12 protein-coding genes are annotated in these 12,394 nt (G+C 62.8%); 10 read left to right on the top strand and 2 right to left on the bottom strand.

Translation table 11 applies throughout. The features are described from left to right. Positions 1 to 219: 219 nt before the first annotated feature. The 5 genes from exaC (at position 220) to AC0T4W_RS02960 (ending at position 6,323) form a co-directional block, all read left to right on the top strand. Positions 220 to 1,740, top strand: a complete 1,521-nt coding sequence (gene exaC / locus AC0T4W_RS02980) for an acetaldehyde dehydrogenase ExaC (RefSeq protein WP_476315864.1) — start codon at positions 220 to 222, stop codon at positions 1,738 to 1,740. Between the two features lie 182 nt (positions 1,741 to 1,922). Continuing rightward, the gene (gene eat / locus AC0T4W_RS02975) at positions 1,923 to 3,371 is read left to right on the top strand and encodes an ethanolamine permease (RefSeq protein ID WP_476315862.1); all 1,449 of its coding nucleotides are present in this window, start codon (positions 1,923 to 1,925) and stop codon (positions 3,369 to 3,371) included. A gap of 61 nt (positions 3,372 to 3,432) precedes the next feature. Next, the gene (locus tag AC0T4W_RS02970; protein WP_476315860.1) at positions 3,433 to 4,830 is read left to right on the top strand and encodes an ethanolamine ammonia-lyase subunit EutB; all 1,398 of its coding nucleotides are present in this window, start codon (positions 3,433 to 3,435) and stop codon (positions 4,828 to 4,830) included. 74 nt (positions 4,831 to 4,904) lie between these two features. Further along, positions 4,905 to 5,717: an ethanolamine ammonia-lyase subunit EutC gene (gene eutC, locus AC0T4W_RS02965; protein ID WP_476315857.1), complete on the top strand. Its 813-nt coding sequence runs from the start codon at positions 4,905 to 4,907 to the stop codon at positions 5,715 to 5,717. A gap of 138 nt (positions 5,718 to 5,855) precedes the next feature. Further along, positions 5,856 to 6,323, top strand: coding sequence for a GNAT family N-acetyltransferase (locus AC0T4W_RS02960; protein ID WP_476315854.1), 468 nt, complete (start codon positions 5,856 to 5,858; stop codon positions 6,321 to 6,323). 81 nt (positions 6,324 to 6,404) lie between these two features. Here AC0T4W_RS02960 and AC0T4W_RS02955 read toward each other — a convergent pair whose 3' ends face one another. After that, positions 6,405 to 6,590, bottom strand: a complete 186-nt coding sequence (locus tag AC0T4W_RS02955; protein ID WP_476315851.1) for a hypothetical protein — start codon at positions 6,588 to 6,590, stop codon at positions 6,405 to 6,407. Here AC0T4W_RS02955 and AC0T4W_RS02950 point away from each other — a divergent pair. Both AC0T4W_RS02950 and ppa read left to right on the top strand, forming a co-directional pair. Further along, positions 6,589 to 7,428: a M90 family metallopeptidase gene (locus AC0T4W_RS02950; protein WP_476315848.1), complete on the top strand. Its 840-nt coding sequence runs from the start codon at positions 6,589 to 6,591 to the stop codon at positions 7,426 to 7,428. The genes AC0T4W_RS02955 and AC0T4W_RS02950 overlap by 2 nt on opposite strands. 78 nt (positions 7,429 to 7,506) lie before the next feature. After that, positions 7,507 to 8,034 (top strand): inorganic diphosphatase, encoded by a 528-nt coding sequence (gene ppa, locus AC0T4W_RS02945; RefSeq protein ID WP_476315845.1) that lies wholly within the window; start codon positions 7,507 to 7,509, stop codon positions 8,032 to 8,034. Between the two features lie 270 nt (positions 8,035 to 8,304). Here ppa and cadR read toward each other — a convergent pair whose 3' ends face one another. Further along, a complete protein-coding gene (gene cadR, locus AC0T4W_RS02940; RefSeq protein WP_476315842.1) occupies positions 8,305 to 8,757 on the bottom strand; it encodes a Cd(II)/Pb(II)-responsive transcriptional regulator in 453 nt (150 codons plus the stop codon). A gap of 195 nt (positions 8,758 to 8,952) precedes the next feature. Between cadR and AC0T4W_RS02935 the strand changes: the two genes are divergently transcribed. From AC0T4W_RS02935 to AC0T4W_RS02925, 3 genes are all read left to right on the top strand, one after another. Next, positions 8,953 to 11,016: a heavy metal translocating P-type ATPase gene (locus AC0T4W_RS02935; protein ID WP_476316078.1), complete on the top strand. Its 2,064-nt coding sequence runs from the start codon at positions 8,953 to 8,955 to the stop codon at positions 11,014 to 11,016. Positions 11,017 to 11,026: 10 nt separating this feature from the next. Beyond that, positions 11,027 to 11,389, top strand: a complete 363-nt coding sequence (locus tag AC0T4W_RS02930; protein ID WP_476315839.1) for a DUF3703 domain-containing protein — start codon at positions 11,027 to 11,029, stop codon at positions 11,387 to 11,389. A 93-nt stretch (positions 11,390 to 11,482) separates the two neighbouring features. Next, a complete protein-coding gene (locus tag AC0T4W_RS02925; protein WP_476315836.1) occupies positions 11,483 to 12,253 on the top strand; it encodes a sulfite exporter TauE/SafE family protein in 771 nt (256 codons plus the stop codon). The last annotated feature ends 141 nt before the right edge of the window (positions 12,254 to 12,394 follow it).

The following is a 12,394-nucleotide window of genomic DNA, read 5'->3' as shown; positions in this document are numbered from 1 at the left end:
AGTCACAGCGCTGTATCGGCAACGGCACAAAGTGTCACGCCAGCCTGCGCCAACAGCGATACAACCCATCACTGCGCATCACCACCCCTCTCAACGCGAAGGCTCTAAAACGGTACTTTCACGCACCTGGCTCAGCCCTTGCTCTGTGTCTCTTCAAGCGCCACTGCGCGCCTCTCGCTGCATCACCAGAACAAACATAAGAACCAGGAGATATTCAGCATGCGTTACGCCCATCCCGGTACCGAAGGTGCCCTCGTTTCCTTTAAATCCCGTTACGGCAACTACATCGGCGGCGAGTTTGTCGCGCCGGTCAAAGGCCAGTACTTCACCAACACCTCGCCGGTGAATGGCCTGCCGATCGCCGAATTCCCGCGCTCTGACGCCTCCGACATCGACAAGGCCCTGGACGCCGCCCATGCCGCCGCCGATGCCTGGGGCCGCACGTCGGTGCAGGAGCGCTCGCTGACCCTGCTGAAGATCGCCGACCGCATCGAAGCCAATCTGGAAGTGCTGGCCATCACCGAAACCTGGGACAACGGCAAAGCCGTGCGCGAAACCCTGAATGCCGATATTCCCCTGGCCGCCGACCACTTCCGCTACTTCGCCGGCTGCCTGCGCGCTCAGGAAGGTTCTGCTGCCGAGATCGACGGCAACACAGTGGCCTATCACATCCACGAGCCGCTGGGCGTGGTCGGGCAGATCATCCCGTGGAACTTCCCGCTGCTGATGGCCGCCTGGAAGCTCGCCCCAGCCCTGGCCGCTGGCAACTGCGTGGTATTGAAACCGGCCGAGCAAACGCCGCTGGGTATCAGCGTGCTGATGGAGCTGATCGGCGATTTACTACCGCCAGGTGTGCTTAACGTGGTGCAAGGCTTTGGCAAGGAGGCAGGCGAAGCGTTGGCCACCAGCAAACGCATCGCCAAGATCGCCTTCACCGGATCTACGCCGGTTGGGGCGCATATCATGAAATGCGCGGCCGAGAACATCATCCCGAGCACCGTGGAGCTGGGCGGAAAATCGCCGAATATCTTCTTTGAAGACATCATGCAGGCCGAGCAAAGCTTTATCGAAAAAGCCGCCGAAGGCCTGGTGCTGGCCTTCTTCAACCAGGGCGAGGTGTGCACCTGCCCATCGCGCGCGCTGGTGCAGGAGTCGATCTACCCGGCCTTTATGAAAGAGGTAATGAAGAAGGTCGAGCAGATCAAACGCGGCGACCCGCTGGACACCGAAACAATGGTCGGCGCGCAAGCCTCCGAGCAACAGTTCGACAAGATCTTGAGCTACCTGGAAATCGCCAAGCAGGAAGGTGCTGAGCTGCTCACCGGCGGCCGCGTAGAAAAACTCAGCGGCACCCTGGACGGCGGCTATTACATCCAGCCGACCCTGCTCAAGGGCCACAACAAGATGCGCGTGTTCCAGGAGGAGATCTTCGGCCCGGTGGTCAGCGTCACCACCTTCAAGGACGAAGCCGAAGCCCTGGCGATTGCCAACGACACCGAATTCGGCCTTGGGGCTGGCCTGTGGACCCGCGACATCAACCGCGCCTACCGCATGGGCCGGGCGATCAAGGCCGGGCGCGTGTGGACCAACTGCTACCATCTCTACCCTGCCCATGCCGCCTTCGGTGGCTACAAGAAGTCCGGCGTCGGCCGTGAGACCCACAAGATGATGCTCGACCACTATCAGCAGACGAAAAACCTGCTGGTGAGCTACGACATCAACCCGCTGGGGTTTTTCTAAGTCCCTGCGCAACCGCAGCCGATGTCGCAAAACGACATCGGCTTGCCCGCTCGCGCCTCAGGTCTAGACCAGAGGCGCAGTTGGCACAGCGGTTGCTGATCCACTGGGTAACACTCTTCCCTCAAATAGCTACACGCTTGGCCGGGCCTGCGCTGCGGCCAGCGTGTTGATAAGGAATTCCCATGGCAGCAGAACAAATCAGTGCGGTAGGTCTACCGCAAGGCACCGATTTAGAGCAGGTCGATGCCGACTACTTCCAAAGTAGGCAATTGAAGAAGGGCGCAGCAGGCTGGGTATTGCTGGTCGGCCTGGGCGTTGCCTACGTGATTTCCGGTGACTATGCCGGCTGGAACTTCGGTCTAGCCCAGGGCGGCTGGGGCGGCATGTTTCTCGCCACCCTGCTGATGGCACTGATGTACCTGTGCATGTGCTTCTCCCTGGCGGAACTGTCTTCGATGATCCCCACCGCTGGTGGCGGCTATGGCTTTGCCCGCAGCGCCTTCGGTCCCTTGGGCGGTTTTCTCACCGGTACGGCGATCCTCATCGAGTACGCCATTGCCCCCGCCGCCATTGCGGTGTTTATCGGCGCTTATTGTGAGTCACTGTTCGGCATCGGCGGCTGGGCGATCTACCTGGCCTTTTATGTGCTGTTTATCGGCATCCATATCTTCGGCGTCGGTGAGGCGCTGAAGCTGATGTTTATCATCACCGCCGTGGCGGCAATTGCCCTGGGCGTGTTTATCGTCGCGATGGTGCCGCACTTCTCGGTGGCCAACTTGCTCGATATTCCGGTGACCGAAGCCACCGGTGCCAGCAGCTTCCTGCCGTTCGGCTATGTCGGTGTGTGGGCGGCGATTCCCTATGCGATCTGGTTCTTCCTCGCGGTCGAAGGCGTGCCGCTGGCCGCTGAAGAAACCCGCAACCCGCAGCGCGACATGCCGCGTGGGCTGATCGGCGCCATGCTGGTGCTGCTGGCCTTTGCCCTGCTGATTCTGGTGGTGGGCCCAGGCGGCGCTGGCGCCAACGCGCTGATGGCCTCCGGCAACCCGCTGGTGGAAGCCCTGACCATCGCGTACGGCGAATCGACCTGGATGAGCAGCTTCGTCAACCTGATCGGCCTGGCCGGTCTGATTGCCAGCTTCTTCTCGATCATCTACGCCTATTCCCGGCAGATTTTTGCCCTGTCGCGCGCCGGCTACCTGCCGCGTTCGCTGTCGCTGACCAACAAGAACAAAGCACCGGTACTGGCGCTGATCGTGCCCGGTCTGATCGGCTTTGCGCTGTCGCTGACAGGTCAGGGCGATCTATTGATTCTGGTCGCAGTGTTCGGTGCCACCATCTCCTATGTGTTGATGATGGCCGCGCACATCACCCTGCGCGTGCGCCGTCCGGAAATGCATCGCCCGTACCGCACCCCAGGCGGCATCGTCACCTCGGGCATCGCCTTGGTACTGGCCTGCGTGGCCGTGGTTGCCGGCTTCTTGGTCGACCCACGAGTGGTGATTGGCGCTGCAGTTATCTACGCCGTGCTGATAGCCTACTTCGCCCTGTACAGCCGTCATCACCTGGTGGCCGGTACGCCGGAAGAAGAATTCGTCGCCATCGGTAAAGCCGAGGCCGCGCTCAAGTAATACCCGTCACGTTGGCGCAGCATGATCGTGCTGCGCCAACGTCGCGTTTGGGAGACACGCAATGTCCAGTTTTCAGCATACGGTAGGCGGTGAAACCTACCGTTTCGACAGCCTCGCCGAGGTGATGGCCAAGGCCAGCCCGGCACGCTCCGGCGACTTTCTCGCCGGTGTGGCGGCGAGTAATGCCGGCGAACGGGTCGCGGCGCAGATGGCCCTGGCCGATATTTCGCTCAAACACTTCCTCACTGAGGCACTGATTCCCTACGAAGCGGATGAAGTCACCCGGCTGATTATCGACAGCCATGATGCGGCGGCCTTTGCCCCGGTCAGCCACCTCACCGTCGGCGGCTTTCGCGACTGGCTGCTCGGTGATGGCGCCGATGAAGCCAGCCTGCGTGCCCTCGCCCCCGGCCTGACACCGGAAATGGCCGCTGCAGTATCGAAGATCATGCGCGTGCAGGACCTGGTGCTGGTGGCGCAGAAAATCCGCGTGGTCAGCCGCTTTCGCAACACCGTTGGCCTGCGCGGGCGCATGTCCACTCGCCTGCAGCCCAATCACCCGACCGATGAACCGGCCGGCATTGCCGCGAGCATTCTCGATGGCCTGCTGTACGGCAACGGCGACGCCATGATCGGCATCAACCCGGCTACCGACAGCATCAGTTCGATCTGCGATATGTTGAAGATGCTCGACGGCATCATCAGTCGTTATGAAATCCCCACCCAGGCCTGCGTGCTAACCCACGTCACCACTTCCATCGAGGCGATCAACCGTGGTGTGCCGCTGGACCTGGTATTCCAGTCGATTGCCGGCACCGAGGCGGCCAATGCCAGCTTTGGCGTCAGCCTGAAAATTCTCCAGGAAGGCTACGACGCCGGCCTCAGTCTGAAACGCGGCACCCTGGGCGACAACCTGATGTATTTCGAAACCGGCCAGGGCAGCGCGCTGTCCGCCGGAGCCCACCATGGCCTCGACCAGCAGACCTGCGAGACCCGCGCCTATGCAGTGGCGCGGCATTTCAAACCGTTTCTGGTGAATACCGTGGTCGGTTTTATCGGCCCGGAGTACCTCTACAACGGCAAACAGATCATCCGCGCCGGCCTGGAAGACCATTTCTGCGGCAAGCTGCTGGGCCTGCCGATGGGCTGCGACATCTGCTACACCAACCACGCCGAAGCCGATCAGGACGATATGGACGTGCTGTTGACCTTGCTCGGTGTGGCCGGCATCAACTTCATCATGGGCATTCCTGGTTCCGATGACGTGATGCTCAACTACCAGACCACCTCCTTCCACGACGCGCTGTACGCCCGGCAAAGCCTGGGGCTGAAACCGGCCCCCGAGTTCGAAGATTGGCTGCAGCGCATGGGCATTTTCACCCAGGCCGACGGCCGCCCGCGCATGGGCAACAGCCTGCCGCCGGCGTTCCGTCAGGCGCTGGCGCAGCTGAGTCCGTAGGAGCGGGCCGTGCCCGCGAAATCATTATCGCGGGCACGGCCCGCTCCTACACAAAACTTTCTCGGAGATTGCCTATGTACGATGACAGCCCACTCAGCGACGCCGGCGAAAATCCCTGGCAGCAACTGCGCAACCTCACTCCGGCGCGTATCGCCCTCGGCCGCGCAGGCACCAGCATGCCGACCCGCGCGCAGCTGGATTTCCAGTTCGCCCATGCCCAGGCCCGCGATGCCGTGCACCTGCCGTTTGACCACGCGGGACTGGCCGCCGGCCTGGCCCACCAGCATCGGCAAAGCCTGCTGCTGCACAGCGCCGCCAAGGACCGCGACACCTACCTGCAACGCCCGGACCTAGGCCGGCGGTTAAGCCACGAGTCCGCCGAGTTGCTGGGCCAACACCGCGAGAACAACCCGGATGGCTACGATCTGGCCATCGTTATCGCCGACGGCCTTTCAGCCCTGGCCGTGCACCGCAATGCCCTGCCCATGGTGGCGCATATCGAGGAGCAGGCCGCTGCCGAAGGCTGGAGCGTGTCGCCCGTGGTCCTGGTGACCCAAGGCCGCGTGGCGGTGGCCGATGAAGTGGCCGAACTGCTCGGCGCGCGCATGGTGGTGATCCTGATCGGCGAGCGACCGGGACTGAGTTCGCCGGATAGCCTGGGGCTGTATTTCACCTACGCGCCCAAGGTCGGCCTGACCGACGCGCAGCGCAACTGCATCTCCAACGTGCGCCAGGAAGGCCTGAGCTACGCCATGGCCAGCCACCGCCTGCTATACCTGATGCGCGAGGCCTGCCGCCGCCAGTTGTCGGGGGTTAACCTGAAGGATGAGGCCGAAGTGCCGTTGTTAGCCGGCGGGGCGCAGCGCGAGAACTTTTTGCTGGGATAAGCCCCACGACTAAGGTCTTACAACCAAACGCTTGTTTGGATTGCACTTTCCAAATGCTTTAGGCAGCATCGGGGTCGTTCGCAGGCAGCGCTGCCGTGTTGCCGAAGCCATCCACATGACTTTAAGTAGAGGCTCACCATGCGCATTGTCCAAGCGACCCTGGAGCATCTGGATCAACTCACGCCACTGTTCGTCAATTACCGCGAACACTTCGGCCAGCTGCCCTACCCCGACTCCACGCGCACCTTTCTGGAAAAGCGCATCAGCCGCAAGGAATCGGTGATTTACCTGGCCATGGCCGATGATGAAGAGAAAATTCTCGGCTTCTGCCAGCTCTATTCAAGCTTCTCCTCGCTGTCGCTCAAGCGCGTGTGGATTCTCAACGACATCTACGTCTGCCAGGACGCGCGCCGCCAGCTGGTGGCCGACCGCCTGATCCAGACCGCCAAGCAGATGGCCAAAGACACCAACGCCGTGCGCCTGCGCGTGGCATCCAGCGTTAACAACGAAGTGGCGCACAAGCTCTACGAATCCATCGGATTCAAGGAAGACACCGAGTTCAAGAGCTTTGTCCTGCCGATCACAGAAGACTTCACCGCGCCGTAAGCCTATAGATAAGTAGGTTGGCGTTGAGCGCAGCGAAGCCCAACAGACATAGATTTGTTGGGCTTCGCTGCCTAGCGCCCCTCAGCCTTGCAGGCTCAGCCACAGTCCCACACCCAGCTGCAGCACCACCAATAGCACCAGCGGTCGTCTCTCGCGCCCCGGCAGCCAGGTCGCGGATATGCATGCCATTGCAGCCTTTGTGCCGACTTGCCCGACACTGGCCTGCGGCTTATGGTGGGTGCTTTCCACCGTCCGAGCAGAGTCCATGTGGTCGCTCCGCGCCTGGCGTCGCCAGCGCATCCTTGCCCGCCATCCCATCAGTAGCACGCAGTGGCAGGCCGTCTTGCAGCAATTGCCGATCCTCGATGGCCTGAATGACGCCGAGCAGCAACGCCTGCGCGAACGCGCCGTGCTGTTTCTGCACCACAAACACCTGACAGCCCTGCCCGGCGTCGAACTGGACCGCCACGCACGCCTGCTGCTGGCGGTACAGGCCGAGCTGCCGCTGCTGCACTTGGCTGACCTCAACTGGTATCAGGGCTTCCATGAAATCGTCTTGTACCCGGACGACTTCGTCAGCCCGCAGCGCCACCGCGACGCCAGCGGCGTGGTGCACGAATGGGACGCCGAACACAGCGGCGAAGCCTGGCAGCAAGGCCCGGTGATCCTCGCCTGGCCCGGCGTGCAGGCCAGCGGACAGTGGGACGGCTACAACCTGGTGATCCATGAGCTGGCGCACAAACTGGACATGCTTAACGGCGACGCCAACGGCCTACCGCCGCTGCACAGCAACATGGCCGTGCAGGACTGGGCCACGGCCATGCAGAGCGCCTTCGATCAGCTAAACGCCACGCTTGATGCCAACCCCGAGGCCGAAACCGCCATCGATCCTTATGCGGCGGAAACCCCGGCGGAGTTCTTCGCCGTCACCAGCGAATACTTCTTCAGCGCCCCGGACCTGCTCGCCGAGGCCTTCCCAGCGGTGTACGCGCAGCTGGCGCTGTTCTACCGGCAGGACCCGCTGGCTCGCCTGCAGGCACTGCAGCAGGGCCACCCGGACTATCGCGATAGACCAAAAGGCGAGCACATCGCAACCAAAGGCTAGGCATTCCGACGTAGCAACGCCGGGGGAATATGCCTATAATCGCGCCACTTTTTTGGCCCACCCCTCGGGAGTCGCCCCATGAGCTATAGCAAGATCCCAGCCGGTAAAGACCTGCCGAACGACATCTACGTCGCCATCGAGATCCCGGCCAACCACGCGCCGATCAAATACGAAATCGACCACGACAGCGATTGCCTGATGGTCGACCGTTTCATGGCCACCCCGATGTTCTACCCGGCCAACTACGGTTTTATCCCGCACACCCTGGCCGACGACGGTGACCCCCTCGACGTGTTGGTCGTGACCCCGTACCCAGTGGCGCCAGGCTCGGTTATTCGCGCCCGCCCAGTTGGCGTACTGCTGATGAGCGACGAAGCCGGCGGCGACGCCAAGCTGGTTGCCGTGCCGCACGACAAATTGAGCGTGTTGTACCAAGACGTTAAGGAATACACCGACCTGCCCCCGCTGCTGATTGAGCAGATCAAGCACTTCTTCGAGAACTACAAAGATCTGGAGAAGGGCAAGTGGGTCAAGGTCGAAGGCTGGGCCGGCGCCGACGAGGCCCGCAACCTGATTAACAAGGCAGTCGCGGCTTACCAAAAATAAGCTGAGACCACCCCCTAAAAGCCGGCCACAAGCCGGCTTTTTTATGCCCAGAGAAAATGGATACCTTCCAACTGAACCCTGAAGCCCACTTAAATACCAAGCACTGCCCGAGCCTATGTAACCGCCTTTGATCTGCCCCAACCACTCAAGTGGGGGACAAATGGGGGGGTAACCGGTTCGCCGAACACCCCAGCAACGTACGCCAAGTGCTGCGCTGTACGCTGCTCGGAAACAGCGGCACGGCCCCGGCAGACTGTCTTGGGGCGGGCTTCAGTGCCGGTGGCTTTTGCCCACATGCGAGTGGCCATCGTCCGGTAGCGCGCTGACCCCACCGCTGCTGTTCAGTTGCTGGAGGATGCCGCAGGCCTCTACCCCTTGCTCCGATGCACAGCGGTGACGCAGGTCGATCAGTTGCTGCTGCAGCGCCAGCAGGCTGGTGACGCGGGCCTGCACATGGCGGATGTGTTCATCCACCAGGCTGTTGACGCCTTCGCAGTTCTGCGCGGGGCTATCCAGCAGCGCCAGCAGGCGTCTGATTTCATCCAGGGTCATGTCCAACGTGCGGCAGTTGCGAATAAAGATCAGCCGCTCCAGATGCTCACTGCTGTACAGGCGGTAGTTGCCCTCAGTGCGCGCCGGGGCCGGCAGCAGTCCCTCGCGCTCGTAGTAGCGCACCGTTTCAACGGGGCAATCGGCCAATTTGGCCAGCATTCCAATCTTCATGACGACCTCGCTCGCAGGTGCTTGACCCTGAAGTGGCTTCAGGGTGTTCACTCTACTCCATCGTGTAGCGAGGATACCTTTATGAATGACTGCTGCGGCCAGCATCCCCCGCCCAAAGCGGACGCAATAGACACTGCACCTGCCAGCGAAGGCGTGCTGGACGGCGCCCAGTTCAGCCAGTTTCGCATCGCGCAGATGGACTGCCCGACCGAGCAGACGCTGATTCAGGAGCGACTGCACAAGCTCGCCGGCGTCGAGCGCTTAGAGTTCAACCTGATCAACCGTATTCTTGGCGTCTGGCATCGTCTGCCCTCCACCACGCCAATCGAAGCGGCCATCAGCGCGCTGGGCATGCAAGCCGAACCGCTGAGCGGCGAGCCGACGCCGGCTCAAGAGCAGCCCAAGAAAGCCTGGTGGCCACTGGCGCTGTCCGGGCTGGCGGCGCTGAGCGCCGAGGTACTGCACTTTACCGCGCTGGCCCCGCAGTGGGTGGTTGCCGCCATGGCGCTGCTGGCGATTGTGTTATGCGGCCTGGGCACCTACAAGAAGGGCTGGATCGCTCTGAAGAATCGCAACCTGAACATCAATGCGCTGATGAGCATTGCCGTGACCGGCGCCGTGCTGATCGGCCAGTGGCCGGAAGCGGCCATGGTCATGTTCCTGTTTGCCGTGGCCGAGCTGATAGAGGCGAAATCCCTGGACCGCGCGCGCAACGCAATCCGTGGCCTGATGGACCTGACGCCCGAGCGCGCCACCGTGCAACAGGCCGACGGCAGCTGGCTCGACGTGGAGATCAACAGCGTCGCGCTCGGTGCCCGGGTCAGGGTGCGGCCTGGCGAGCGCATCGGCCTGGATGGCGAAGTGCTCGCCGGCGACTCCACCGTCGACCAGGCGCCGATCACCGGCGAAAGCCTGCCCGTGGAAAAGACCATCGGCGACCCGCTGTTTGCCGGCACCATCAACCAGGCTGGCGCGCTGGAATACCGTGTGCTGGCGGCCGCCGCCAATACCACGCTGGCACGCATCATTCACGCCGTTGAGCAGGCGCAGGGCTCACGCGCACCGACCCAGCGCTTTGTCGATCAGTTCGCCAAGGTCTATACCCCACTGGTGTTTCTACTGGCCCTGGCGGTTGCGCTGCTACCGCCGCTGCTGTTCGGCGAGCCCTGGTATGACTGGATCTACCGTGCGCTGGTGCTGCTGGTGGTGGCGTGCCCCTGCGCCCTGGTGATCTCGACCCCGGTGACCATCGTCAGCGGCCTGGCCGCCGCCGCGCGCAAAGGCATTCTGGTCAAGGGCGGGGTCTACCTGGAAAGCGCCGCCAAGTTGAGTTTCTTGGCGCTCGACAAGACCGGCACCATCACCCATGGCAAACCACTGCAAACCGACTACCTGCCGCTGCAGACGCTGGATGCCGAGCGCCACCGTAGCCACGCGGCGAGCCTGGCCAGCCGCTCGGACCACCCTGTATCCCAGGCGATTGCCAAGCAGGCGCTCGAACAGGGCCTGCCCACGCACAGGGTTGAGGGCTTTGCCGCCCTACCTGGGCGCGGTGTACAAGGCAGCATCGACGGCAACGCGTTCTACCTGGGCAATCACCGCCTGGTGGAGGAGCTGGGTCTGTGCTCAGCCGAGCTGGAAGCCACCCTCGAACGCCTCGAACGTCAGGGTAAAAGCGTGGTGGTGTTGTGTGATAGCAGCCAAGCGCTGGCCCTGTTCGCCGTGGCCGACACGGTCAAGGCGTCCAGCCGCGAGGCCATCGCACAGCTGCATGCCCTCGGGGTGAAAACCAGCATGCTGACCGGCGACAACCCGCACACCGCAGCCGCCATCGCCGAGCAGGTGGGCATCGACGAAGCGCGCGGCAACCTGTTACCGGTGGACAAACTGCAGGCCATCGAAGCGCTGCAAGCACGCGGCGTTGTCGTCGGCATGGTCGGTGACGGCATCAACGATGCGCCAGCGCTGGCCAAGGCGGACATCGGTTTCGCCATGGCCGCAGCAGGCACTGACACGGCCATCGAAACCGCCGATGTGGCGCTGATGGATGACGACCTGCGCAAGATCCCGGCCTTTATCCGCCTGTCGCAGCAGACTTCGACCATCCTCAAGCAGAACATTGTTCTGGCACTGGGGATCAAGGCGCTGTTTCTCGCCATCACCCTGACGGGCCAGGCCACCATGTGGATGGCGGTGTTTGCCGATATGGGCGTCAGCCTGCTGGTGGTGTTCAACGGCCTGCGGCTGCTGAAGAAATAGGAGAGTAACCATGCACATAACACTGCAACAGGCGATTGCCGAGGCGTTCCTGCAGGCCGAACAAGCCAGGCGCGAGCACAGCAGCGCGGCGGCTTTCGCCTGGCTGGAGCGGGCGCACATCCTCACCCAGCGCCTACCACTGCTACATGCCAGGAGCCACTGGCTGATGCTGACGCTCGGCTGGCAGACCGGCGATTACCGCGAGGTGGCCGGCCAGCTGCCACGGATTATCGCCGCTCTGCTGTTCTCGCGAATGTGGGTGCCCCTGGGCAATACCGGGCGGGCGCGGGTCAGCGCCTTGCGGCCAATGCCGGTGCCGGAGGAGTTACAGACACTGCTGACGCGTACTCATGCGACACCGCCCAAGCGCTGATCTTAAGCGGCCCAGGAAGCAGACCTTGGTCGCACTTGGCCAAAGCGGCCACAGGCCTTACCCTGCCGCCTCCACACCAACGAACGAAGCCCCATGTCAGTACCTGATCTACTGCTGCTGGTACTTGCCGGTTTTGCTGCCGGCGCAATGAACGCCCTAGCCGGTGGCGGCACCTTCTTCTCCTTCCCAGCCCTGCTCGCTGCCGGCCTGCCGCCGGTAACGGCCAATGCCACCAATGCCGTGGCGCTGTGGCCAGCCAGCCTTGCCGGAGCCTGGGCGGCGCGGGATTCGCTGCGACCGCTAGGGCGTTATTTGCTGCCTTTATTGGTGGCCGGACTGGCGGGCGGGCTGCTGGGCGGGCTACTGCTGCTGGTCGGCGGCGATGCGGTGTTTGCCAAGCTGATCCCCTGGCTGCTGCTGGCCGCCACCGCGCTGTTTGCCGCCAGCCCCTGGCTGAGTCGCTGGTTGGCCGCACACCGCGCCGAGGCCGCTCAACCGCCGCACGGCCCACTGTCGCTGGCCGCGCATATCGGCGTGTCGATCTATGGCGGTTACTTCGGCGCCGGCATGGGCATTCTGCAATTGGCGGCATTCTCCATCGAAGGCCATCCGCTGGCCCGCGCCAACGCCCTGAAGAACCTGATTTCGGCGGTGATCTACAGCGTAGCCACGGCGACCTTTATCATCGCCGGCCGAGTCAGTTGGTATGAGCTGGCAATTCTGCTGGTGGGTGCCACCGTGGGCGGCTATGTCGGCGGCGCGCTGGGTCAGCGCTTGCCGGCCACGTTCCTGCGGGTGCTGGTGATCAGCGTGGGCAGCGGCATGACGCTGTATTACTTCTGGACGACCTATTTCGCGCAGTAGCCTGCCTGAAAACGTGAGTGCGGCAGTCTGATTTGAAAAATGAGTGACCGCCGTTGGGCTTCGCTGCGCTTAGCGCCAACCTACGGACGGCAAGCAACCGTAGGTTGGGTTGAGGAGCCTGCGACAAAGCCCAACACGGTA

The organism is Pseudomonas sp. C7.1, assembly GCF_056312395.1.
Note: the sequence above shows the minus strand (reverse complement) of the source record. Positions and strands in the feature narration are given on the sequence as shown.

Excerpts from the sequence above, each read along its gene's own strand:
- exaC (WP_476315864.1), top strand. The coding sequence starts at position 220 with ATGCGTTACGCCCATCCCGGTACCGAAGGTGCCCTCGTTTCCTTTAAA.
- eat (WP_476315862.1), top strand. The coding sequence starts at position 1,923 with ATGGCAGCAGAACAAATCAGTGCGGTAGGTCTACCGCAAGGCACCGAT.
- AC0T4W_RS02970 (WP_476315860.1), top strand. The coding sequence starts at position 3,433 with ATGTCCAGTTTTCAGCATACGGTAGGCGGTGAAACCTACCGTTTCGAC.
- eutC (WP_476315857.1), top strand. The coding sequence starts at position 4,905 with ATGTACGATGACAGCCCACTCAGCGACGCCGGCGAAAATCCCTGGCAG.
- AC0T4W_RS02960 (WP_476315854.1), top strand. The coding sequence starts at position 5,856 with ATGCGCATTGTCCAAGCGACCCTGGAGCATCTGGATCAACTCACGCCA.
- AC0T4W_RS02950 (WP_476315848.1), top strand. The coding sequence starts at position 6,589 with ATGTGGTCGCTCCGCGCCTGGCGTCGCCAGCGCATCCTTGCCCGCCAT.
- AC0T4W_RS02955 (WP_476315851.1), bottom strand. The coding sequence starts at position 6,590 with ATGGACTCTGCTCGGACGGTGGAAAGCACCCACCATAAGCCGCAGGCC.
- ppa (WP_476315845.1), top strand. The coding sequence starts at position 7,507 with ATGAGCTATAGCAAGATCCCAGCCGGTAAAGACCTGCCGAACGACATC.
- cadR (WP_476315842.1), bottom strand. The coding sequence starts at position 8,757 with ATGAAGATTGGAATGCTGGCCAAATTGGCCGATTGCCCCGTTGAAACG.
- AC0T4W_RS02935 (WP_476316078.1), top strand. The coding sequence starts at position 8,953 with ATGGACTGCCCGACCGAGCAGACGCTGATTCAGGAGCGACTGCACAAG.
- AC0T4W_RS02930 (WP_476315839.1), top strand. The coding sequence starts at position 11,027 with ATGCACATAACACTGCAACAGGCGATTGCCGAGGCGTTCCTGCAGGCC.
- AC0T4W_RS02925 (WP_476315836.1), top strand. The coding sequence starts at position 11,483 with ATGTCAGTACCTGATCTACTGCTGCTGGTACTTGCCGGTTTTGCTGCC.